The organism is Flavobacterium glaciei, assembly GCF_003350545.1.
GTDB lineage: Bacteria > Bacteroidota > Bacteroidia > Flavobacteriales > Flavobacteriaceae > Flavobacterium > Flavobacterium glaciei.
In genome coordinates this window covers 1-25,566 of record NZ_QQBA01000012.1, presented here as the reverse complement: position 1 = coordinate 25,566, position 25,566 = coordinate 1, and the positions used below count along the sequence as shown (strand labels likewise).

The window sequence follows — 25,566 nt, the reverse complement described above, 5'->3', positions numbered from 1 at the left end:
TGCAGGTATTGCAGTTTTTTTTTTGGGAATCTAAATAGGCTTGTTTTTATGCAAAAGAATGGGGTAAAAGTCCTCTTTTTTCAAATCTAGACTCCTATCTTTGTAAGCTAGAATAAAATCTAAAAACAATGGAAAAGAATAGCAAAAGAAGAGAAGCATTACTATACCACGCAAAGCCAACTCCTGGTAAAATTCAAGTAGTTCCCACTAAGAAATACGCAACACAAAGAGATTTGTCTTTGGCGTATTCACCTGGTGTAGCAGAGCCGTGCTTAGAAATTGCTAAAGACGTAAACAACGTTTATAAATATACAGCTAAAGGAAATTTAGTTGCAGTAATCACTAATGGAACAGCAGTTTTAGGATTGGGTGACATAGGCCCAGAAGCATCAAAACCAGTAATGGAAGGTAAAGGACTGTTGTTTAAAATCTTTGCTGATATTGATGTATTTGACATCGAAATTGGAACTAAAGATATTGAAGAATTTATCCAGACGGTTAAAAATATAGCACCAACTTTTGGTGGAATAAACCTTGAAGATATTAAAGCGCCAGAATCTTTCGAAATTGAAAGACGTTTGGTCGAAGAGTTAAATATTCCTGTCATGCACGATGATCAGCACGGTACGGCTATTATCTCATCTGCAGCATTATTGAACGCATTAGAATTAGCAGATAAAAAGGCCGAAGATGTTAAAATGGTCGTTTCAGGAGCAGGTTCTGCGGCTTTAGCTTGTGCTGATTTATATGTTCTTTTAGGAGTGAAAATTGAAAATATTTTCATGTTTAATAGCAAAGGATTATTGACAAAAGACAACCCGAAATTATCGGAATTGCAGTTAAAGTATGCAAAAGACATACCTTCTATGAATTTAGAAGAAGCATTAGTTGGTGCAGATATCTTTTTAGGTCTTTCTACGGGCGGAATTATGTCTCCGCAAATGTTACTTGGAATGGCTGATAATCCTATTGTTTTTGCAATGGCGAATCCTGATCCGGAAATCGATTATAATTTGGCAATTGCAACCCGTAAAGATGTAATTATGGCCACAGGACGTTCTGATTTTCCTAATCAGGTAAACAATGTTCTTGGATTTCCCTATATTTTTAGAGGAGCACTTGATGTTCGTGCTACTAAAATTAATGAAGCCATGAAAATGGCAGCCGTTAAGGCATTGGCATTATTGGCTAAAGAATCAGTTCCAGAGCAAGTAAATGTTGCTTACGGAGCAACTAAATTAAACTTCGGAAGAGAATATATTATCCCAAAACCTTTTGATCCAAGATTAATCACAATTGTTGCACCGGCTGTGGCAAAAGCAGCAATGGATTCCGGGGTAGCATTGAATCCGATTACCGATTGGAAAAAGTATGAAGAGGAACTAATGGACCGTTTAGGGAATGATAATAAAATGGTTCGTTTGATTACAAATAGAGCCAAAATAGATCCTAAACGAATTGTTTTTGCTGAAGCAGATCATTTAGATGTTTTGAAAGCAGCTCAAATTGTTTTAGAAGAAGGGATTGGTTTCCCAATATTATTGGGAAATAAAGAAATCATATTGGAACTAAAAGAAGAAATAGGTTTTGATACGGATGTTCAAATTATAGATCCTAAAATTGACGAAGAGGCGGATAGAAGAAATAAGTTTGCCAATACCTATTGGTCAACGAGACAAAGACGTGGAATTTCGTTTTTGGATGCACAGAAATTAATGCGTGAAAGAAATTATTTTGCAGCAATGATGGTTAATGAAGGGGAAGCTGACGCAATGGTAACAGGACACTCTCGAAGTTATCCTTCGGTGGTTAAACCCATGTTGCAATTAATAGAAAAAGCACCCGGAGCTTCTATTGTAGCGACTACAAATATGATGATGACGGCACGTGGGCCAATGTTCTTGTCAGATACTGCCATAAATATCAATCCATCAGCTGATGATTTAGCTAAAATTGCAATCATGACGGCTAAAACAGCTAAGATGTTTGGTGTAGATCCTGTTATAGCAATGATTTCATTTTCAAATTTTGGCTCCTCAACAAACGAAAGTGCAAATAAGGTAAGAGAGGCAGTTGCTTATTTACATAAAAATTATCCGGATATGATAATAGACGGGGAAATTCAGGCAGATTTTGCTTTGAATCCTGAAATGTTAAAAGAAAAGTTCCCTTTTTCTAAATTGGCAGGGAAGAAAATAAATACATTAATTTTTCCAAATTTAGAATCAGCAAATATTACTTACAAGCTCTTGAAAGAACTAAATAAGGTAGATTCTATAGGACCAATTATGTTGGGAATGGGAAAACCAGTCCATATTTTTCAATTAGGAGCCAGCGTTGAAGAAATGGTCAACATGGCAGCTATTGCTGTGATTGATGCTCAGGAAAAAGAAATGAAAAGAGTTAAACAAATTTAATACACTAATTACAAGAAGCGTAGATAAAATTTTAAATTTGATTTGACACTATGCTAATTTTGTTATATTTGGAAATATATTAGTACTTCATGATAGCACATTTACAAGGTAAACTAGTAGAAAAATCACCAACACAAATAATTATTGATTGTGGAGGAGTTGGCTATGATGTTAATATTTCCTTACATACGTATTCATTGCTGCCAAGCACCGATTTTATAAAAGTATATACGCATCTTCAAATAAAAGAAGATGCGCATACACTTTTTGGTTTTATGGAAAAATCAGAAAGAGAGATTTTTAGACTCTTGCTGTCTGTTTCAGGGATAGGAGCGAGTATCGCTCGTACAATGCTTTCGTCATTAGACCCAAAACAAATTACCAATGCAATTGCTTCTGGTGATGTAGTAACTATTCAATCTGTTAAAGGTATAGGAAGTAAAACAGCTCAAAGAACAATTCTGGATTTGAAAGATAAAGTATTAAAATTGTATGATTTAGACGAAGTTTCTATGTCGCAAAGCAATACAAATCGAGATGAGGCGTTATCTGCTTTGGAGGTTTTAGGGTTTTTACGTAAAACTTCAGAAAAAATTATAGAAAAGATTGTCAAAGAAGAACCGGATGCTTCTGTTGAATCAATAATCAAGAAAGCTTTAAAAAACCTTTAAAAGGGTATTCAAGAAACACGAGTTGTATGCATAAAATTTGTATTTTTTTACTTGTATTATTATGTGGTTTTGCATCGCAAGCCCAAGTAAATCAAGCAGCTCAGGATACCGTTAAAACAGGATTTTCTATTGGGAAAGTCCAGATGAAAAACCCAAAGAGTATTCTCTCTGCCTACACCTATGATCCTATAACAGACAGGTATATATACACTAGTTCTATTGATGGATTTTCTATCAACTATCCTATTATATTGACGCCAAAAGAATACGAAAAATTGGTTTTGAAAGAATCAATGCGCGATTATTTTAAGAAAAAGTTAGATGCAATTGAAGGAAAAAAAGAAGGTAGTGATGAAGCTAAAAAAGATTTATTGCCAAGATATTATGTAAAATCAGGACTTTTCGAGTCTATTTTTGGAAGCAATACCATTGATGTAAAACCTACAGGATCTATAGAAATGGATTTAGGAATGCGGTACACAAAACAAGACAACCCCTCTTTTTCTCCCAGAAATAGGTCTAATCTTGCTTTTGATTTTGATCAAAGGATTAGTATGAGTTTGATGGGTAAGGTAGGTACACGACTTAATGTAAACGCTAATTACGATACGCAATCAACATTTGCTTTTCAAAACCTAATGAAGTTGGATTATGCGCCAACTGAAGATGATATCATCCAAAAAATCGAAGTGGGTAACGTTAGTATGCCTTTGAATAGTTCTTTGATTAGGGGAGCACAAAGTTTATTTGGTGTAAAAACACAATTGCAATTTGGAAAAACTACAGTTACCGGCGTGTTTTCTGAGCAAAAATCACAAACAAAAAGTTTAATTGCTCAAGGCGGAGGGACAATTCAAGATTTTGACATGTTTGCATTGGATTATGATAATGATAGACACTTTTTTTTATCCCAGTACTTTAGAAATAAATACGATAAATCATTAGTAAATTACCCATTCATAGACAGTAGAGTTCAAATTACCCGACTGGAAATTTGGGTAACCAACAAGCAAAATAGGGTAGTAGCTACTAATAATAACCTTAGAAATATTATTGCACTTCAGGATTTAGGGGAAGGACAATTAAACGGTTTGATGGATAATGAAGTAGTTGTTTTAGACCCTATTCCTTCAAGTCCTCCTTTTTTTGTTGCTGGACCGGAAACTCCAACTGATAATAGAAACAATGCATACAATCCTGAATTAATACAAGCAGGAGGAGGTTTACTTAATCCTAATATTCGTGAAATTGTAACGGCAAACTCAGGTTTTAATGTCACTGTAAGCGAAGGACAAGATTATTCTAAATTAGAAAATGCTAGAAAGCTGAACCCAAATGAATACACCTATAACGCACAATTAGGATATATCTCATTACAACAAAGATTGGCTAACGATGAGGTTTTAGCAGTGGCGTACCAATACACAATTGGAGATCAGGTGTATCAAGTCGGGGAATTTGGAAATGACGGTGTAGATGCGACAGTAGTTACAGGAAACAGCCCATCAAATCAAGCTATTATTTCTCAGAGTTTAATTCTGAAAATGCTGAAAAGTAATTTGACGAATGTTAAAAATCCAGTTTGGAACCTGATGATGAAAAACATCTATCAGATTCCGGGGGCTTATCAAGTAAAACAAGAGGATTTTAGATTTAACATTCTTTACACAGATCCTTCGCCTTTAAATTATATTACTGAAGTTCCAGGAAGTTCTTTTCCGCCGAATCCATTGCCTCAAAATGAGGTTGCCCAAACGCCTTTGTTAAAAGTGTTTAACTTGGATAAATTAAATTTTAACAATGATCCTCAAGCTGGAGGGGATGGTTTTTTTGATTTTATGCCGGGTTTAACTATGGATGCGCAATACGGAAGAATTATTTTTACTACAAAAGAGCCTTTTGGAGAATTATTGTTTTCTAAATTGTCAACCGGAGGAGAAAATTATAGTAACACGAGTTCTTATAATGAAAATCAAAAAAAATATGTTTTCCGCAGTATGTACCGTAATACACAGTCAGGTGCCTTGCAAGACAGTGATAAAAATAAATTTTTATTAAGGGGTAGGTATAAATCATCAGGCGGAGATGGGATACCTATTGGTGCTTTTAATGTGCCGCAAGGTTCTGTAGTAGTTACAGCGGCTGGTAGAGTTTTAGTAGAAGGAATTGATTATAGTGTAAACTATCAGTTAGGAAGAGTTCAGATTTTAGATCCGTCACTACAGGCTTCGAATACACCTATCGAAGTTTCATTGGAAAATAATTCCATTTTTGGTTTGCAAACTAGAAGGTTTATGGGTGTTAATGTCGAACATAAAATTTCAGATAATTTCTTGATTGGAGGAACTTTCCTCAAGATGACTGAAAGACCATTTACTCAAAAATCAAGTTTTGGTCAGGAATCTGTTAACAATACTATTTTTGGATTCAATACTAACTTTTCAACCGAGGTTCCATTTTTTACTAGAATGGTCAATAAATTACCCAATGTAGATACTGATGTGCCATCTAATATTTCTGTAAGAGGTGAAATTGCTTTTTTGAAACCGGATACTCCACAAGCCGATCAATTTCAGGGCGAGTCTACTATTTATGTAGATGATTTCGAAGGGTCTCAATCAACCATTGATATGCGTACCCCTTATGCTTGGAGTCTGGCATCAACACCGGAGAGAAATGCCATGAGCACTTATGATTTCAATGCAAATGCAAATGATTTAAGTTATGGTTTTAAACGCGCAAAGCTTTCTTGGTATTCTATTGATCCTGTTTTTTACACTCAAAAACCTACAGGGATTTCAAATGAAGATTTGTCATTTAATACTACTAGGAGAATTTTTAGTGAGGAATTATATCCTTTGACGGATATCGCACAAGGACAGTCGCAAGTTATAAATACGTTGGATCTAAGTTATTATCCTTCTGACAGAGGTCCGTATAATAACAGTTTAAATTCGGCAGCAAATCCTAGAGATAATTTTGGAGGAATTATGCGGTCATTAAATTCTACAAATTTCGAACAAGGAAATGTTGAATATATCCAGTTTTGGATATTAGATCCATATGTAGGAAACGGTCAGGCACCACAATCCAATACGGGAAAAATATATTTCAATTTAGGTGAAATATCTGAAGATGTTCTGAAAGATGGGCGAAAACAATATGAAAACGGACTGGGACCCGATCAAATATTAGTTAATCCTCAACCATTATGGGGAGATGTTCCAGCATCTCAATCTTTAATTTATGCTTTTGACACTAATGCAGCAAACAGAAAGAATCAAGATGTGGGTCTTGATGGTCTAGCTAATGATAAAGAAGCTTCTGTTTATACTAATTTTGCCTCAGAGTTAGATCCGGCTGCAGATGATTATATTTTTTATTTGAACACAACCGGAGGGATTTTGGAACGGTATAAAAACTATAATGGTACTGATGGAAACTCGGCGGTGGATATCACTGATCCAAATCGAGGTTCATCAACGGTTCCTGATGTAGAGGATATCAATAGGGACAATACGATGAATACTATAAATGCTTATTACGAATATAGTATTGATGTTCAGCCAAACATGAGTGTAGGGCAAAATTATATTACTGATATAAGAAATACCCAAGTGACTTTGCCTGATGGTTCCACTACTGATGCGAGATGGTTACAGTTTAAAATACCGGTTTCACAACCCGAAAATACTATTGGAAACATTTCTGATTTTAGATCGATACGTTTCATGAGAATGTTTATGACTGGTTTTAATGAAGAGGTAACCGTTCGTTTTGGTGCATTGGATTTAGTACGAGGTGAATGGAGACGTTATACCAATACACTTGATTTTAATGATACTAATGTTGATGACGATGGTACTAATCTAGATGTGTTAGCAGTCAATGTTCAAGAAAATAACGAGAGATGCCCTATAAATTATATTCCTCCTCCAGGAGTACAACGGGAGCAACTATTTAACAACAATACGATTATTAATCAAAATGAACAGTCGTTAGCGTTGAGAGTATCTGGAAAAGGATTAGAGCCAGAGGATTCCAGAGCGGTTTTTAAAAATGTAAGTATTGATATGCGTCAATTCAAGAAACTGAAAATGTTTTTACATGCAGAATCATTACCTAATGAAGTTGCTCTTCAGGACAATCAAATGGTAGGATTCATCCGTTTTGGTAATGACTTTACTCAAAATTTCTATCAAATTGAAATTCCTTTAAAAGTGACGAGTCCTTCTTCTGGTTCTAATACGAATTGTTCGCCTTTGAGTGCTGCGGAAGTATGGCCAGAAGAAAATGAGATAGATTTATCATTGGCTTTATTGACAAAATTGAAGATTCTCGCAATGAGTATTAATCCAAGCACTCTGCCATTGGACGGTATTTATTATCCAGATAATGACCCAGCAAATACTGATGGTGATGGAAGTGACAGACTTCGATTGGGTATAAAAGGGAACCCTAATTTTGGATTAGTACGTACCCTGATGGTAGGTCTTAAGAACAACGAATCTCGAAATGATATCAAAGGAGAAGTCTGGTTCAATGAACTTCGCTTAGCTGATATGGATAATCAAGGAGGGATGGCAGCTGTATTAAATGTAGATACAAATTTAGCTGATTTTGCTACAGTTTCTGTTTCAGGTAAAAAGAGTACTATTGGTTTTGGAACTTTAGAACAAGGACCAAACGAAAGAAATCGTGAGGATATGGAGCAATATAGTATTATTACTAATGTAAATCTTGGTAAATTATTGCCTCCAAAATGGCAAATTAACCTGCCTTTCAATTATGCTATTGGTGAGGAGACTATAACTCCGCAATATGATCCTTTTAATCAAGATATAAAGCTAAAACAATTACTAAATAATACAGCTAATCAAGCTGAAAAAGATAATATCGAAAAAAGAGCAATTGATTATACAAAACGTAAAAGTATAAACTTAATTGGTGTTAGAAAAGACAGAGGACCAGAACAAAAACAACACATATATGATCCGGAGAACTTTACTTTTTCTCAGTCAATTAATCAAGTAGAAAGACATGACTTTGAAATTGAAGATTATGCAGATCAACAGGTAAATACATCAGTAGACTATGCCTATACATTTAAACCAAAATCGATAGAGCCTTTCAAAAAGTCAAAATTCATGAAAAAAAGTAATTATTGGAAATTATTAAACGATTTCAATTTTAATTATTTGCCTTCTAATGTGACCTTTAATACTAACATCATCAGGCAATACAACCGTCAGCAATTTAGACAGGTTGATGTAGAAGGAATTGGTCTAGAACCTTTGTATCGTAGAAATTTTGCTTTTAATTATCAATATGGATTTAATTATAATTTGACTAAATCATTGAAATTGAATTATACGGCTTCTTCAAGTAATATTGTAAAAAACTATTTGAATGAAGATAATGAACCTATAGATACTTTTACAATTTGGGACAGTTATTGGGACATTGGAGATCCAAATCAGCATATGCAACAATTGGTTTTGAATTATGAAATTCCAATCAATAAAATTCCGTTGTTCAGTTTTGTTAAAGCAAATTATTCTTACACGGGTGACTATAGCTGGCAGCGTACTTCTAATGCATTATCTCAAATAGAAATTGAAGGAAATAGTTATAATTTAGGAAACACTGTTCAAAATTCGAGTTCAAATAATTTGAATGCAACTTTCAATATGGATATGTTGTATAAATATTTAGGTCTTACAAAAAATGCAAATAAAACGGTTCCAAAACCTAAAGCAACTGCTCCAAAACCAGGCGAAAAAATTGTAAATTCAAATCCTACTCAAGCTCAAAAAAACAATAGTTTTTTAGATAGTTTTATAGGTGTCTTGACTAGTTTTAAAAACATTCAGATGAATTACACCCATAACAGCGGTACTATCTTGCCAGGTTATACACCAGGTGTTGGATTTCTTGGCTCGTCTAGACCATCGTTAGGATTTATTTTTGGAAGTCAAGAAGATGTAAGATATGAAGCAGCTAAAAGAGGCTGGTTGACTAGCTATCCTGATTTTAATCAAAATTTTTCTCAGGTGACTAATAAATTATTTAAGGCAACTGCAAATGTAGATTTGCTACCGGATTTAAAAATAGACTTGACACTTGATCGAGCTTATTCAGAAAATTCTACCGAGCAATATGATGTTATTGACGGGGTTTATAATCCGAGATCGCCATTTGATACCGGTATTTTTTCAATTTCTACAATGTTGATAAAAACTTCTTTTTCAGTTAGTGATGAAAATTCATCAGTTGCATTTGATGATTTTAGAATAAACAGACTTACGGTGGCTAATCGATTAGCTACGCAAAGAGGAATTGACATTAATAATTCAGTTAATTTGGACCCAGATGGATTCCCGCTAGGATATGGAAAAAATAATCAAGCGGTATTATTACCTGCTTTTTTAGCGGCTTACTCAGGTGGAAATGCCTCGGATGTTTCTCTTGGGATTTTTAGAAACTTCCCTATTCCAAACTGGGCAATAAAATACAATGGTTTGATGCGATATGCTTTGTTTAAAAAGAATTTTAAACGTTTTTCATTGCAGCATAATTATAGAGCTTCCTATACGATAAACGCTTTTAGATCAAATTTTGAATACGATAAAGACCCAAGCGGAAAAGATGCGAGTGGGAATTTTTTCAATCAAACGATTATGTCGAATATTAACTTGGTGGAACAATTTAATCCATTATTGCGTATGGATTTTGAATTGAAAAGCTCATTAAAAGTGTTAGCTGAAATAAAGAAAGATAGAGCTTTGTCCATGAGTTTTGATAATAATTTATTGACAGAAGTTAAAGGTGTAGAATATGTTATAGGATTGGGTTATCGTTTTAAAGACGTAATTTTCTCATCTAGGCTAGCTGATAATCCAACAGGTATAATAAAAAGTGATATCAATTTGAAAGCGGATATAAATTATAGAAATAATCAAACGATTGTAAGATATTTAGATTACGACAACAATCAATTAGCAGGTGGACAAAATATATGGTCTTTGACTCTCAAAGCTGATTATGCTTTCAGCAAAAACCTAACGGCTATTTTTTACTACGACCACTCTTTTTCGAGAGCAGTAATATCTACTTCTTTTCCGTTGACAAATATCCGTTCAGGAATCACACTTCGTTATAATTTTGGGAATTAATTTTTCTAAAAGGAACAATTTTGAATAGAAGATTATTACATTTGTGACATAAAATTTAAATTATCAATAAATACAATTTATATGAACATACCAGTAAGTTTAAAGTATACTAAAGATCACGAATGGGTTAGTATTGATGGGGATATTGCAACTGTAGGAATCACAGATTTTGCACAAAAAGAATTAGGTGATATTGTATATGTTGAAGTTGAAACTTTAGACCAGACTTTAGAAAAAGATGAGGTTTTTGGTACAGTAGAAGCTGTTAAGACCGTTTCTGATTTGTTTCTTCCGTTAACGGGTGAAATTATTGGATTCAATGACGCTCTTGAAAGTAATCCAGAAAGTGTTAATTCTGATCCTTATGGAGCTGGATGGATGATCAAAATAAAAATAGCTAATATGGCAGAGGTAGATGGTTTGTTATCTAGTGATTCTTACAAAGAACTTATTGGTGCCTAAACAAGTCTATTTTTTTGCTGCTTTATTATGGACTGGAATTATTGCTTTTTTTTGTTTAGTTCAACTAAATAATGTTCCGCTGAAAGAGGTTTCAAATCTAGATAAATTAGTGCACGTCTTTTTTCATTTTGTTTTAATAGTGCTTTGTTTTTTGTTTTTTCAAAAATATACAAACGCTGTAAACAGTGTTAAATGCATAATAACCTCATTTCTGTTTTCTGTTCTTTTTGGAATTGGTATTGAAATTGCCCAAGAATTATTTACCACCACTAGGCATGCAGATGTATATGATGTTTTAGCAAATATATTCGGTGCAATTTTGGGAGTAGCTGTTATTATTTTATTCGATTTAAAAACAAAAATCAGATAAGATTCGATTTATTATAGAGTCCCACTTAGTTGGGACTTTTTAATTTTATAGCCCTTGCATCTAGAATGTTTTTTGAGTATTGTTAGTCTTTTTTTTTAAAATAGTTAGAAACTTCAGTTCTAGCATTAAAAATATAAAATAGTGAAATTTTAAAGTAAACTTATGTTTATATAAAATGTATTTTTGTACTAGATAATCTACTCTAATTAAGAAATCAAATCGCATGAATATCAAGCAATATCTAGATTCTACCTATTTGAAAACGGCAGAACAAGCGGGACTCAGCGAAAAAGAAAACACTTTGGTCGTTCAAGGATTTATCCGTGAAGCAATTGAGGAACATTTTAAACTTATTATGATTCGTCCTAATATGGTTTCATTAGCAAAAAAAATGATTGTTGAATCAAATTCAGTTGTCTTAATAGGAACTGTAATTGATTTTCCAGAAGGGAAATCTTTGTTAGAAAATAAACTTAGCGAAGCACTTCAAGCGATACATGATGGTGCTGATGATCTAGATTTTGTATGTAATTATGATGCGTTTAAAAGAGGGGAAATAGCCTTAGTTAAAGAAGAAATACTGAAATGTACCCAATTGGGTTTAGATAATAATAAGGTAGTAAAGTGGATTATTGAAGTTGCAGCATTAACTGACAAGGAAATTATTCAGATATCCAGTTTAATAAAAAATGTAATAGTTTCTAATTTCAAACAAGAGCTTTTTTCATCGGTTTATGTAAAATCTTCTACTGGATTCTACAAGACAGAAAATAATTTGCCAAACGGCGCTACTATTCCCTCAATATTGATGATGTTAGAAAACGCATCACCTCTCCCAGTTAAAGCTGCAGGAGGTGTAAGAACTTATGATGAAGCAGTCAAGATGATTGAATTAGGTGTTAAAAGGATAGGTACATCTGGCGCGAAAAGTATTGCTAACGGACAAAATTTAAATAATGAATATTAAATTCACAAAAATTATAAACATGAAGAAAAGGTTGCTGGCTTTGTTTCTATTTTCGTTTTCCTTTTTTACTTATTCACAAGACATTACTAATACATCAGCCCAATCGGGAAACTCAACAGTGCGATTTCCTGTTTTTTTAGAATGTGTCAATTTACAATCTAAAGAGCTAGAAAACTGTTTCTACAGTCAAGTTCAAGATTTTGTTTTTCAAAATTTTCAAGTTCTAGATAATTTGAAGCAAAATAATTTTCAAGGGAATGTAAAAGTTCTTTTTGAAGTAGATAGTGATGGCGTTTTTAAAGTGATTTATGTTGATGCTATTGATGAGGCATTGATAAAAGAAACAAAAAGGGTTTTTGGTGCTTTTCCTAAAATACAGCCTTCAACATATAACGGGAAACCTAACTATTCTAAGTTTACCATAACTATTGCTATACCCTTAAAAAGTAGGGCTGAACTTGAAGCAGAAACTTTGGCAAAAGCTGAAATAGTGTCAAATAACAAACCGAAACTTACAGAATTGGATAGTATTGTTTATAAAAAATTTACTAATCCAGATTTAGATAGTAATTTAAATGTTCCTTTTTCACACAGTTATTACGCGCAGTTTGACAGTTCCTTAAATCAAGTGGGAAGTAATAATCACACGGCATCAAAACCATACACGTATGCAGAAGTTTCAAAATATTATGATCTAAAAGTAGTAAATGATAACTTAAAAAAAAGAGCATCCAGTTGGTGGGCAAGAAAATTATGGAATGAGAGTGCTGTTGAAATACAGGGTGACGGGTATTGGTTTACATTAAATCCTATATTTGATTTGCAGGTTGGTAAAGCTTCAAAAAGCGAGGCGTCTTATAGTTATGTAAATACACGTGGAATTAATTTTAGAGGTGGTTTGGGAAAGCAACTTAATTTTTCTACAACTGTTTTTGAGAGTCAAGGGCGTTTTGCAGATTATTTCAATCGTTATGCAGAATCTATTAAACCTGCGGGAGGTAATCCAGCTATTATTCCTGGGATAGGAATCGCAAAGGACTTTAAAACTGATTCCTATGATTTTCCTTTGGCAGAAGCCAATTTGACTTTTGTACCAAGTAAATATCTTGATTTACAATTAGGTTATGGAAGAAATTTTATCGGGGATGGATACCGTTCTTTGTTAGAAAGTGATGGTGCAAGTCCGTATCCTTATTTTAAATTGAATACTAATTTTTGGAAAATAAAATATACAAATACTTATATGTGGCTCAAGGATGTTCGTCCAGAAGTGACATTAGAAAGAACGTATGCCACAAAATTTATGGCGAATCATTATTTGAGTTGGAATGTTTCTAATAAACTGAATCTTGGTTTCTTCGAATCAGTAATTTGGACTAATACAAATGACAGAGGATTTGATGTGAATTTTGTTAGTCCAATTATATTCTATCGTTCGGTTGAATTTGCCTCATCTGCCAGAAGCGGAAATGCTGTTTTAGGATTGACTTTTAAGTATAAATGGAGTAATCAAATCAATTTTTATGGACAGTTTATTTTAGATGAATTTTCTCTAGGGGATGTTAAGGCAGGAGACAATAGTTGGAAAAACAAGTATGGGTATCAGTTAGGTGCTAAGTACTACAATGCTTTCAAAGTAGATAATTTACTGTTGCAGTTAGAGTACAATCACGTACGTCCTTATGTGTATTCTCATAGTATGCCAATCACAAATTATGCTCATAATAATCAGAGTATAGGACATCAATGGGGAGGAAATTTCAAAGAATTTATTGCTATTGCTCGATACCATAAAGGAAGGCTTTTTGCTGATGCAAAACTTACTGTGGGAACCCGAGGACTCGATTTTGATAATGCTGAAGATAGTTTTAATTACGGTGGGAATATCTATAAAGATTATGATGAAAATAGGCCTTTTGATAGTGGTGTAAAAGTAGGTCAGGGAAATAAAACGGCTGTTTTTATTGCTGACTTTCAAGGTGGTTATTTAGTTAATCCTGCTACAAATTTGAAGCTTTTTGGAAGTTATATTTATAGAAGTTTTGATCCCACAAAAAATACGGCAAACACTTTCACCGAAAGTACTAATTGGATAACTTTAGGACTAAGAGCAGATATTTTTAACTGGTATTTTGATTATTAATATTTTGTGAATTGTTTTTTGCCAAATCCCTTTTGATACACTACTTTTGCAGAAGTTTTTCAAAACAAATAAACTCTAGTATTGAACGCAACACAAAATACATTTTCATTAAAATCTATTTATATTGATTTCCGAGAAATTACTAAGGCTCGTTTAGCCATTAGTGTAGTGTTTTCGTCTATCGCGGGATTTATGCTTGGGATTTATGATTTGCATTCATTAGATTGGATGATTTTGTTAAAACTAGCTGTTGGAGGCTATTGTATGGTAGGAGCGTCAAATGCTTTTAATCAAGTTATTGAAAAAAACTTGGATGCGTTAATGGATAGAACTAAGAATCGTCCAGTTCCCGCGGGTAGAATGTCTTCGTTATCGGCTTTGATTTTAGCAAGTTTTTTAACGGTTCTTGGAATTGTGTTACTTTATACAATCAATCCTAAAACTGCAATGTTTGGCGCTATTTCAATTTTTTTATATACAAGTGTTTACACTCCTTTAAAAACGATGACTTCATTGTCTGTTTTTGTGGGAGCTTTTCCTGGAGCAATTCCTTTTATGTTAGGTTGGGTTGCGGCAACAGGAGATTTTGGAATAGAAGCAGGAACCTTGTTTTTAATTCAGTTTTTTTGGCAATTTCCACACTTTTGGGCTATTGGGTGGTTTTTGTATGATGATTATGAGAAAGCTGGTTTTTTTATGTTGCCCACGGGAAAAAAAGATAAAGGAACTGCATTGCAGGTTATACTATATACGGTTTGGTTGATTTTAGCTTCACTTTTACCAGTTTTAGGTTACACCGGACGTTTGTATATGACTCCAATAGCCGCTACTTTTGTTTTTTTACTAGGATTGTGGATGCTTTATTATGCTGTAAGATTGTACAAATTAAGATCTGAAAAGGCGGCCAGAACATTAATGTTAGTAAGTGTTTCTTATATAACATTGTTACAGTTGGTTTATATATTTGATAAATTTTTAAGATAGATATGGAAATAGTAATGACAGCTGAAGAGCAAAAATCCAGAACAGCCAGATCATATAAGTTGATTTTGTTGTTTGCAATAGTAAGTATGATAATGATGTTTGCGGGCCTTACCAGTGCTTTTGTGGTAAGTAAATCTAGAGCAGACTGGTTGAAAGATTTTCAATTGCCAATAGCCTTTTATTACAGTACTGCAGCAATAATAGGATGTAGTGTGTGTTTTCATTTGGCTAAAAAAGCAATTCAGAAAAACAATCAAGGTAAAACGACTATTTTTCTTTTAACGACATTAATTCTAGGAATATTGTTTGTAATTTTACAGTTCGTAGGATTTGGACAAATAGTGGATAACGGGTATTATTTTACCGGAAGCGGAAGCTCAATAACCACTACTTTTTTATATGTTGTAACTGTTGTGCACTTGATTCACCTTGCTGGTGGCGTGATTTCACTTCTAATTATAATTTATAATCATTTTAAACAAAAATACAATTCATCTCAAACCCTTGGAATAGAACTAGGTGCAATGTACTGGCACTTTCTTGACTTATTATGGGTTTATTTGTTTTTGTTTTTATATTTCTTTAAATAAGAAAAAAACGTAAATTTGTGAACTTTTTAACGAATAACTTTTATGGAAGCGACAGTTACTACTGCAAATAGTGAAGAAAAAACTTGGGGAGGCGGCAATGAGCCTATGGGAGCAAGTTATGGTAAATTAATGATGTGGTTTTTTATCGTATCAGATGCTTTAACGTTCTCAGGATTTCTAGCGGCGTATGGTTTTTCACGATTTAAATTTATTGAAACTTGGCCATTGGCCGATGAAGTGTTTACTCACTTCCCATTTATGCACGGCGTTTCTGCTCCGATGTATTATGTGGCATTGATGACTTTTATTTTGATTTTTTCATCTGTAACAATGGTTTTGGCTGTTGATGCAGGTCATCAAATGAAAAAGGATAAAGTTGTTCTTTATATGTTTTTAACCATTATCGGAGGTTTGATTTTCGTAGGTTCTCAAGCATGGGAATGGAAAAACTTTATCAAAGGTGAGTATGGTGCTGTCGAAACTAGTGGCGGTAGTTTGCTACAATTCGTTGATAAAGACGGAAAAAGAGTTGCTTTAGCAGAATTTGCAACTACTCTTCCTGAAGAGAGAGAGCAGCTAACCCGTAACAAAGCGAAATGGTTTATGGATGAGCCAAGTTTGCCTTCTTATTCAGTTGCGGAAGTTCAAGCTGGTTTCAAAGCACATCCTGAACTTCTTATTAGAACGGAGGTAATTACTGCTGCAAAACAGAAAACAGTTCTTACTAGAGCGGAATCTGAATCAAGATTGAGTCAAGCTCAATATGTGGTAGAAGGTGCAAATTTAGTTAGAAACGAATACGGAAGTAAATTATTTGCTGACTTCTTTTTCTTTATCACTGGATTTCACGGTTTTCACGTTTTTTCTGGAGTAATCATAAATATTATCATATTTTTTAATGTGTTAATAGGAACTTACGAAAAAAGAAAAAGTTATGAAATGGTAGAAAAAGTAGGTCTATATTGGCACTTTGTCGATTTAGTTTGGGTATTTGTATTTACAGTTTTCTATCTAGTTTAATTTCAAAAAGTAATTATCATGTCACACGAACACGTATCTAATACTGGTAGAATCTGGAAGGTTTTCGGAATATTATCTGCCGTTACTATTGTTGAAGTTTATTTGGGTATATTAAAACCTGATTTTCTTTTCATGAATAACTTTTTAAGTATGAACTTACTTAATTGGATATTCTATGCTCTTACAATTTTTAAAGCTTACTACATTGTTTATGCATTTATGCATATGGAAGGAGAGAAAAGTTCCTTAAGAAATGCAGTTGTTTATCCAGTTATTTTTTTGATTTTATATTTACTTTTCATTCTTTTGACAGAAGGTGATTATATTTATGAGGTTTTTAAAAATTCTACTATAAAATGGAATTTTTAACAAGATATTAATTCAAAAAGAGGGTACGCATTGCGTACCTTTTTTTATTTTTGTACTTTAATAAAGCAGCACTACAATGAAAAAAAATATTGTCCTTTTCGTTCTTTTTATTTTGCCTATTGTTGCGTACCTTTTTTTTGCTTCAGGTGTAAATGGGTTTACCAAATTACCAACTATAACTCCAAATACTGCTGATTTGGGTGATTGGCAATCTTTAGACGGAAAAAAAGTCAGTTTGAATGGTAAAGTAACGATTCTTGGTTTTATGGGTGATGAGCTCTTGAAAAATAGAGGAAATCTTTTCAATTTAAACCAAAAAATTTATCAAAGATATCATGAGTTCAAGGATGTTCAGTTTGTGATGATTTGTCCTATTGGGACAGAAAAAGACGCAAAAAAAGTTGTGGATGCGTTGGGTGCTTTTACTGATGTCGCGCAATGGCGCTTTGTTTTTGCATCAACTGATGCTATTAACACATATTACGATCAATTAAAATTAGTTGAGAAATTAGATGAGCATACTGGGACGCCAAATGTCTACATAATTGATAAAAAACGAAATCTTCGTGGAAGAAAGTTAGTCAAAGATGCTAAAGAAGGCTACAATACTTTTCATCCAGCGGAGTTAAGTAACGAAATGCTTGACGATTTTAAAGTGATTCTGTATGAGTATCGTGCAGCGCTTAAAAAGAACAATAATGCCACTAGAAAAATTTAATATTTTATGTTTAAAAATAAATCTTACATAGGAATATCATTTATTATTTTGATTTTTGGTATTTATGTCGTTCCAAAAATAGTAGAAAGAATAAAAAATGACAAAGTAGTTCAAGGAGACCGATTAGACACTGTTAATCCAGCATCAGTAGAAGAAGGACAGTTAATAAAAATTGGTCCTGCTCCTAAATTTGAATTATTAAATCAAGATAATAAAAAGATTACTAATGCAGTATATAAAGGTAAAGTGTATGTATTAGAGTTTTTTTTTACTACCTGTCCAACCATTTGTCCAAAAATGAATGAGAGTATGTTAGTTTTAGAGAAAAAGTTTTTTGGTAATCCTAATTTTGGATTAGCTTCTATAACTATTGATCCGGAACATGATACAGCAAAAGTATTAAAAGAACACGCAACTCTTTTGGGTGTTAAATCTTCCAATTGGAATTTTCTAACGGGTGACAAAGCATATATTTTTAATTTAGCCAATAAAGGATTTAATCTTTATGCTGGTGAAAACAAAAAAGTAGCGGGTGGTTTTGAACATTCAGGTTTATTCGCCTTAATTGATAAAAACGGGAACATACGTTGCAGAAATGATGAGTTTGGGAATCCGATTTTATATTATGATGGTTTAGATAAAAAAGGGGTACGTAACCTTCAACAAGATATTAATATTTTATTAAAAGAGTAGAAATGGAAAATAATTCGTTAGAAAAAAAATTCAATAAATTTATTATTACGGTATCTATCATAATACCGGTAGCGGTAGCTATACTTTTTGGAGTTAAACTTAAAGATTTTGGTTATGAAGTAGAACCTCTTTCTTTTTTGCCACCCATTTATGCAACTACTAACGGAATTACAGCTGTATTACTAATTGCTGCTGTCGTAGCAATTAAAAATGGTAAAAGAAAACTTCACGAAAGATTAATGACAGGTGCAATTGCTTTGTCAGTAGCTTTTTTGGTGATGTATGTTGCGTATCACATGACTTCTGACTCTACTAAATTTGGTGGTGAAGGAGCTGTTAAATATGTTTATTTCTTTATTTTGATTACACATATCATCTTGTCAATTGCTATTATTCCTATGGTATTAATTACTTATGTGAGAGCTTTAGCAGGTAATTTTGAAAGACATAAAAAGATTTCGAAAATCACTTTTCCTATCTGGTTGTATGTTGCAGTAACTGGAGTTGTTGTTTACTTTATGATTTCACCTTACTATGTTTATTAAAGCCAACAATACTGAAATGACAATCAAAAAAAATGTGAAAAAAGTCATAGGTTATACTTTTCTGATAGTTCTTGGATTATTTAGTGGTACAGCAAATGCACAATGTGCGATGTGTCGTGCTGCATTAACCAGTGAAGGCAATGCAACTCAAGCTGCAGCAGTAAATGATGGTATTGTTTACTTAATGGTAATTCCTTACATACTAGTCGCAGGAATAGGCTATGCTGTTTATCGAATGAAAATGAAAAAATCCTAAAAAATTAATTTCAAAAGTATTTTCAACATTCATTCTCAAAATTAGTGTAATTTAGTTAAGCATAGATAACGAATCACTATTTCTAAAGCACAGGATCTTGACGACAGACCACTTTATTTTAATCCATCTACAGATACGTTTACTGTTCCTTTTACTTTTATAAAAGCAATGATAGCTTGATTTGTTAGTTGTATTTTTTGGAACTCAACCGCTGCCATTTTTCCATTTACATATACTCCTTGCATAGGAGAATAGTTTTTTAAATACGTCATCATACTTTTTTGACCTTCCTCAAGATTAGGTTTTATGGAGTATCTGCAGTTTTGTTCAATTTTTTTGAGAACTAATCCTTGTGTTAGCCAATTTGCTGTTCGCATCAATTTGTTTTTAGTATCTAAAGCGTAATCTAATTGGTCGAAAAACACTTCCTTAGTCTTGTCGTTATATTGCGGAAATCCGGCTAAATAGATAGTTCCATTCACAGAACCTAATACATCTAAAGCAATTATCATTTTTCCTTTTTTGTGCCAAATGGCTACATTTTGAACTTTGACTTTATTTGAACCAGAACCAAATTCTTGACCGGCAAAATTCTTGGTCATAATTTTTGAAGCTTCTTGATACGTAGAAATAGCAACAATATTTGCCGTAATGTCCTCGGGTATTTTGCTTACGGATTTTATTATTATTTTCGAGGCATTGAATTTAGATTCCGGTTGTTTTCCAATTAATGTTTCCATGTTACATTTCATTCCCATATCCAGTACGAAAGTATCATTCTTCAACTTAGCATTGGTCGAGTAAATTTCAATTGGCACAATCCGAAGCCAACTTTCATACGTGTCATTCATTAGAAAAGGAACGCAAATTTTTTCTAAAGCTGCTAAGACATTTGGTTTAAAATCCATGGCTTTAGTTATAGCTTCGTCAATTTTGTTTTCAATTTTTGATTTAAATAGTTTTACTCCAGGGTTAATTAAGTAGGTAACAGGAACATTTTTTCCAAAGACAGTCATTGTAGGACTCTCATTCCAATCTAATGATTTTAGTTCCGTTTTGGTGTTTAATTTCCAATTTATCAAAGCCACATCACTTACTAAAGTCACAACACCATCAAGGTTAAATTCTCGAGTGTCGTACATTTCTACTCCTAATTTTTTGGTTCCAATTCTATATTTTACGATTGCTTTTAAAGGTAAAATAGTTTTAATTTTTTCGCCTTTTTCACCAGCATCATTCTTGATTGTTAATGGGGCAAGTTTCCAGACCTTCATTGCGATGTCATCATCTTCAATGTTGTTATCTTCATAAATTAAACCGCTTAGTACTGCATTAGTTTGGTTTTCGATATCTTTTAATTTGACACTAATAGGCATGTTTATGTAAGACGGAATGTTTTCGTATGTCAATGGTGTAGCGTCATCTGCTTCTGGTTTTAAAGCGTCTATTTTATTCGTTGTAGCGCAGCTTGAGACGAATAAAATTGAAAGGAATATAAGTAAAGTGGGAGAGAATTTCAGCATATTTACGGGAGTTATAAAAGCAAAATTAACAAAAGAATTCTTTTTTTATGAATTTTTGTAACAAATGCTAATTTCTAAAGTCTAATTGTTTTATAACTGATTTATGATTTAAATATTTTATTTAATTTCATAGATTTTTATTAGAAAAAGTTAAATTTGTTTGCAGCAATGCTGCGCTTTTATTCAAAATTTATGGAAAAAAGAAGTTTTCTTAGTTTAATTGCCATGCTGATTAGTTGCGTATCAATTCAGGCTCAATCTAAAAAATGGACCTTAGAGGAATGTGTTAAATATGCCATTCAAAATAATATTTCCGTTAAGCAATCCGAATTGGATTCAAAAACGGCATTGATTAACAAGAAAGATGCCGTTGGGAATTTCCTTCCTTCTCTAAATGCTAGTGCATCCCATTCTTGGAATATTGGTTTAAACCAGGATATTACTACAGGGCTTTTACGTAATCAAACGACTCAATTTACATCTGCTGGCGCTAATGTTGGTGTAGATATTTATAAGGGATTACAAAATCAGAATACGCTTCGTAGAGCTAATCTTTCGATAGTTGCGGCCAAATATCAATTGCTTAAAATGCAAGAGGATATTGCCTTAAATGTTGCTAATGCTTTCTTGCAAGTGCTTTTCAATAAGGAAAATTTAAAAGTTCAAAAAGAGCAATTGGGAATTAATGAAAAGCAATTTGCACGTTCAGAAGAATTAGTAAAAGCAGGATCGATTCCTAGAGGAGATTTATTGGATATAAAAGCAACTGTAGCTCAAAATAATCAGAATGTTATTATTGCAGAGAATGCATTATTAATTTCGAAATTAAGTTTAGCGCAATTGTTACAGTTAAAAGATTTTGAAAATTTTGATGTTGTAGATGATACAAACATGAAAGATGATAATAATATCATGGCTCAAACTCCAGTTGCTATTTATGACATAGCGGTTGAGAATAGAACAGAATTGAAAATTGCCAGAACAAATTTAGAGATTGCCCAGAAAGATCTTGAAATTGCAAAAGGAGCTTTTCAGCCAACTATACAAGGATTCTATAGTTTTAACAGTAGGGTTTCTTATGCTGATGTGCCAGAATTTGATAACATGGGAAATATAATTGGCACAAGAAATTCAGCACCATTTTTTAATCAGTTTAGTGATAATAAAGGACAATCTTTTGGAGCGCAATTATCTGTTCCAATTTTTAATGGGTTTTCAGTAAGAAATAATGTAGAGCGTTCTAAGGTGAGTTTAGAACGATCTAAAATTGCTGTAGAGCAACAAGATTTAGATTTGCAGAGAAATGTTTTTACTGCATTTACAGATGCAAAAGGAGCGTTGAATGCATATGAATCCTCAGTTGTTGCATTAGATTCCAGACAAGGAGCGTATAATTATGCTAAAGAAAGATACGATGTAGGTTTGATGAATTCTTTTGATTTCAACCAATCGCAAACCTTATTGACTAATGCACAATCAGAAGTTATCAGAACCAAATACGATTATATTTTCAAAATCAAAATTTTAGAATTCTATTTTGGAATTCCACTTATCAAAAACTAATTTATTATGTCTAAGAAAACAATTTATATCCTAATAGGTAGTGCAGTTATAATCATTGCAGGTTTAATAATACTTTCAAAATCAGGTGTTATCGGTAATAAAGATAAAGGAACCGAAGTTGAAATTACCCAAGTAATTCCGGCTACAATTATCGAAACGGTGTCGGCTACAGGGAAAATTCAACCGGAAATTGAAGTGAAAATTTCATCGGAAGTATCTGGAGAGATCATTTCCTTGAATGTAAAAGAAGGTCAAGCAGTAAAAAAAGGAGATTTATTGGTAAAAATAAATCCTGATTTGTACACTTCTGGCTATAATCGTTCGGTTTCAAACTTATCAGGAACCAAAGCAAATTTAAGCCAAGCAGACGCTTCTTTTAAAGAATCGAAATCTAATTACGATAGAAATAAAATTTTATTTGAAAAAGGAATTATCTCAAAAGCTGACTGGGATAAAGCGATTGCGTCATATGAAGTAGCAAAAGCAACCAAACAAAACGCATATTTTAATGTTCAAAGTGCCTCTGCAACTGTAAATGAAGCTAAAGATAATTTAGGTCGAACTACAATTTATGCCCCTGCGGATGGAACGATTTCTATGTTAAATGTAGAGTTGGGTGAGCGTGTTTTAGGAACGCAACAAATGACAGGAACAGAAATATTGAGAGTGGCCAACTTGAATAATATGGAAGTAGAAGTAGATGTCAATGAAAATGACATTGTAAAAATAAAAGTAGGTGACGATGCTAATATTGAAGTTGATGCGTATTTGAAAAAACAATTTAAGGGAACTGTAACAAGTATTTCTAATTCCGCTAGTTCAGCATTGACAGCAGATCAAGTAACTAATTTTAAAGTTAAAGTAAGAATTCTGAAAGAATCGTATCAAGATTTATTAGAGGGAAAACCGGACACCTATTCTCCATTTAGACCAGGAATGACTGCTACGGTAGATATTATTACTGAAACAAAAGCGAATGTTTTATCTGTGCCAATTAGTTCAGTTGTGGTAAAATCAGATACTGCTGACGTAAAAGACATTGTAGTAGTTGATCCAAAAGAAGAGCAAAAAGGAGCAGCACCTAAAAGTGATAAGAAATATGAATGTGTATTTGTAAAAGTAGGGGATAAAGCTAAAATTAGAATCATTAAAACCGGAATTCAAGACGACACAAATATTGAGGTTTTAACAGGTCTTAAAAAGGGAGATGTTGTGATTACGGGACCATATACTACCGTTTCTAAGGACTTAAATTCAGGAGACAAAGTAATGCTAAAAACGGATAAAGAAAAAGGAGAAAGTAAAAAGTAACCTATAATGTTAACAATTTTGAAATCACAATCATAAAATCTAATTTTGTGCTTGTGATTTCTTAATTTAAAATAAAATCTAAAATTGGGCTACATACTAAATATTGAAACAGCGACAAAAAATTGTTCAGTCGCTCTCGCAAAAGATGGGGAAACTATTTTCTGTAAAGAAATTGCAGAGGAAGGATATTCACATGCGGAACGACTACATGTTTTTATTGAAGAAATTATAAAAGAAGCTGGAATAACCTTTAAAGATTTATCAGCTATTGCTGTAAGTCAGGGTCCAGGTTCATACACAGGATTGCGAATAGGTGTTTCAGCAGCTAAAGGGTTGTGCTACGCGCTCGAAATCCCATTAATTGCTGTAGATACATTACAATCTTTAGCGTCACAGGTAACTGTTTCTAGCGGATTAATCATTCCCATGATTGATGCCCGAAGAATGGAAGTGTATAGTGCTGTTTTTACTCCAAATTTTGAGCAAAAAAGAGAAGTTCTTGCAGAAATAATTACAGAGAATTCATTTGAAAATTTTCAAGAAACCCTTTATTTTATTGGTGATTGTTCCGAAAAATGTAAGTCGGTTTTGACCAAAGAAAATTTTGTTTTCCTAGACAAAGTTGTATATCCTTCTGCTAAAGGAATGAGTGTAATAAGTTTTGAAAAATTCAAAATAAACGACACAGTTGATGTCGCTTATTTTGAACCGTATTATTTGAAAGACTTTATGGTTACATCTTCAAAGAAATAGAGCATTCCTGAATGTATTGATTATTCCAGCTGTTCAGTTGGGTTATTTTTTTTAGAAGATTCTTTGACAAATGGCTGAATAATAATTCCTGCGTCATCAAAAGCCTGTTTACAATTTTGTAGTGTATCAGCATAAACGCCCCAGAAATCTTCGTTATTCGCCCATGGTCGCACGGCAATTTGTATGGCACTATCAGTAAGGTTTTTTACAGAAACTTCGGCAGCTGGTGTTTCTAATATTTTTGGATTATTCTTTAAAACCTTAGTAATAATGTCTTTAGCTTCTTTAATGTTTGTGTCATAAGAGATAGCAATAGTCAAATCAGCTCTTCTGATTTTTTCCAATGAATAATTGATAATGTTTCCGTTAGAAAGGGAACCATTTGGTATAAAAATAGTTTGATTGTTAGCCGTAACTAATTTGGTTACAAAAATTTGTATTTCACTTACAGTTCCTATAACGCCTTGTGCTTCGATAGTATCACTCACCCGAAAAGGTTTAAAAAGGATAATTAACATTCCACCTGCAAAATTCGACAAGGAACCTTGCAGTGATAAACCTACTGCGAGTCCCATTGCACCAAGAATGGCCACAAATGACGATGTTTCAATCCCCAGTTTGGAAATAAAGGAAACAAACAAAATTATTCTCAAAACCCAAAGTAAAATATCAGCCAGAAAACGGGTCAGTGTAGGGTCCAAATTCCGTTTTACCATTATTCTTCGGATAAACCTGTTGATAAGCCTGATGATATAAAGACCTGCAAAAAGAATTATGAATGCAGAAATTAATTTTGGAGAATAGTCAATTAACACTTTGATAAAAGTATTGGCGTAATCAGTTAGCTGATTGGGATTTATGTTCATTTTTTGTCTAATAAAAAACCTTCCCAAAAGAGAAGGTTAAGTTTGAAGTTCAAAAATACAAATAAATTATTTTTTACCCGTTGGGTGAAATTAGTTTATTTGAATTTTGATATTATTGATTGGTCTGTCAAATATGAATTTGTTGATATATTGAACCAATGTTAATGCTG

At 33.0% G+C, this 25,566-nt stretch carries 20 protein-coding genes; 18 read left to right on the top strand and 2 right to left on the bottom strand.

Annotated elements, in window-relative coordinates:
- Positions 1-128: 128 nt before the first annotated feature.
- From DFR66_RS10745 to DFR66_RS10675, 15 genes are all read left to right on the top strand, one after another.
- Positions 129-2,417, top strand: coding sequence for an NADP-dependent malic enzyme (locus DFR66_RS10745; protein WP_114754850.1), 2,289 nt, complete (start codon positions 129-131; stop codon positions 2,415-2,417).
- A gap of 89 nt (positions 2,418-2,506) precedes the next feature.
- The gene (gene ruvA / locus DFR66_RS10740; protein WP_114754849.1) at positions 2,507-3,088 is read left to right on the top strand and encodes a Holliday junction branch migration protein RuvA; all 582 of its coding nucleotides are present in this window, start codon (positions 2,507-2,509) and stop codon (positions 3,086-3,088) included.
- Positions 3,089-3,114: 26 nt separating this feature from the next.
- Positions 3,115-10,263 carry a T9SS outer membrane translocon Sov/SprA gene (gene sov / locus DFR66_RS10735; RefSeq protein WP_114754848.1) on the top strand — a complete coding sequence of 2,383 codons (7,149 nt, stop codon included), beginning with the start codon at positions 3,115-3,117 and terminating at the stop codon, positions 10,261-10,263.
- Positions 10,264-10,344: 81 nt separating this feature from the next.
- Positions 10,345-10,725, top strand: coding sequence for a glycine cleavage system protein GcvH (gene gcvH / locus DFR66_RS10730; protein ID WP_114754847.1), 381 nt, complete (start codon positions 10,345-10,347; stop codon positions 10,723-10,725).
- Positions 10,679-11,095, top strand: coding sequence for a VanZ family protein (locus DFR66_RS10725; protein ID WP_114754846.1), 417 nt, complete (start codon positions 10,679-10,681; stop codon positions 11,093-11,095). Before gcvH ends, DFR66_RS10725 begins: the two co-directional genes overlap by 47 nt.
- Positions 11,096-11,318: 223 nt before the next feature.
- Positions 11,319-12,062 carry a deoxyribose-phosphate aldolase gene (deoC, locus tag DFR66_RS10720; protein WP_114754845.1) on the top strand — a complete coding sequence of 248 codons (744 nt, stop codon included), beginning with the start codon at positions 11,319-11,321 and terminating at the stop codon, positions 12,060-12,062.
- A 19-nt stretch (positions 12,063-12,081) separates the two neighbouring features.
- Positions 12,082-14,205 (top strand): gliding motility protein RemB, encoded by a 2,124-nt coding sequence (locus DFR66_RS10715; protein ID WP_114754905.1) that lies wholly within the window; start codon positions 12,082-12,084, stop codon positions 14,203-14,205.
- An 81-nt stretch (positions 14,206-14,286) separates the two neighbouring features.
- Positions 14,287-15,189, top strand: coding sequence for a heme o synthase (gene cyoE / locus DFR66_RS10710; protein WP_114754844.1), 903 nt, complete (start codon positions 14,287-14,289; stop codon positions 15,187-15,189).
- 2 nt (positions 15,190-15,191) lie between these two features.
- Positions 15,192-15,779 carry a cytochrome c oxidase subunit 3 gene (locus DFR66_RS10705; protein ID WP_114754843.1) on the top strand — a complete coding sequence of 196 codons (588 nt, stop codon included), beginning with the start codon at positions 15,192-15,194 and terminating at the stop codon, positions 15,777-15,779.
- Between the two features lie 42 nt (positions 15,780-15,821).
- Positions 15,822-16,799, top strand: coding sequence for a cytochrome c oxidase subunit 3 (locus tag DFR66_RS10700; protein ID WP_114754842.1), 978 nt, complete (start codon positions 15,822-15,824; stop codon positions 16,797-16,799).
- A gap of 18 nt (positions 16,800-16,817) precedes the next feature.
- Entirely contained in the window at positions 16,818-17,168 is a 351-nt protein-coding gene (locus DFR66_RS10695; protein ID WP_114754841.1) for a cytochrome C oxidase subunit IV family protein, read from the top strand.
- Between the two features lie 76 nt (positions 17,169-17,244).
- On the top strand, positions 17,245-17,886 hold the full coding sequence (locus DFR66_RS10690) for a hypothetical protein (RefSeq protein ID WP_114754840.1): 642 nt from the start codon (positions 17,245-17,247) through the stop codon (positions 17,884-17,886).
- Positions 17,887-17,892: 6 nt separating this feature from the next.
- Positions 17,893-18,579 (top strand): SCO family protein, encoded by a 687-nt coding sequence (locus tag DFR66_RS10685; protein ID WP_114754839.1) that lies wholly within the window; start codon positions 17,893-17,895, stop codon positions 18,577-18,579.
- 2 nt (positions 18,580-18,581) lie between these two features.
- Entirely contained in the window at positions 18,582-19,124 is a 543-nt protein-coding gene (locus DFR66_RS10680; RefSeq protein ID WP_114754838.1) for a DUF420 domain-containing protein, read from the top strand.
- A gap of 16 nt (positions 19,125-19,140) precedes the next feature.
- The gene (locus DFR66_RS10675) at positions 19,141-19,380 is read left to right on the top strand and encodes a hypothetical protein (protein ID WP_114754904.1); all 240 of its coding nucleotides are present in this window, start codon (positions 19,141-19,143) and stop codon (positions 19,378-19,380) included.
- Positions 19,381-19,493: 113 nt separating this feature from the next.
- Here the strand turns inward: DFR66_RS10675 and DFR66_RS10670 are convergent, their stop codons facing one another.
- On the bottom strand, positions 19,494-20,903 hold the full coding sequence (locus DFR66_RS10670) for a DUF4403 family protein (protein WP_114754837.1): 1,410 nt from the start codon (positions 20,901-20,903) through the stop codon (positions 19,494-19,496).
- A gap of 192 nt (positions 20,904-21,095) precedes the next feature.
- Here DFR66_RS10670 and DFR66_RS10665 point away from each other — a divergent pair, with 192 nt between their 5' ends.
- The 3 genes from DFR66_RS10665 to tsaB all read left to right on the top strand — a co-directional run bounded on the left by DFR66_RS10665 (position 21,096) and on the right by tsaB (position 24,530).
- Complete coding sequence (locus DFR66_RS10665; RefSeq protein WP_114754836.1) at positions 21,096-22,466, top strand: TolC family protein; 1,371 nt, start codon at positions 21,096-21,098, stop codon at positions 22,464-22,466.
- Between the two features lie 6 nt (positions 22,467-22,472).
- Positions 22,473-23,777, top strand: coding sequence for an efflux RND transporter periplasmic adaptor subunit (locus DFR66_RS10660; RefSeq protein ID WP_114754835.1), 1,305 nt, complete (start codon positions 22,473-22,475; stop codon positions 23,775-23,777).
- An 84-nt stretch (positions 23,778-23,861) separates the two neighbouring features.
- Entirely contained in the window at positions 23,862-24,530 is a 669-nt protein-coding gene (gene tsaB / locus DFR66_RS10655) for a tRNA (adenosine(37)-N6)-threonylcarbamoyltransferase complex dimerization subunit type 1 TsaB (RefSeq protein WP_114754834.1), read from the top strand.
- 20 nt (positions 24,531-24,550) lie between these two features.
- Here the strand turns inward: tsaB and DFR66_RS10650 are convergent, their stop codons facing one another.
- Positions 24,551-25,396: a mechanosensitive ion channel family protein gene (locus tag DFR66_RS10650; protein WP_114754833.1), complete on the bottom strand. Its 846-nt coding sequence runs from the start codon at positions 25,394-25,396 to the stop codon at positions 24,551-24,553.
- Between the last annotated feature and the right edge of the window lie 170 nt (positions 25,397-25,566).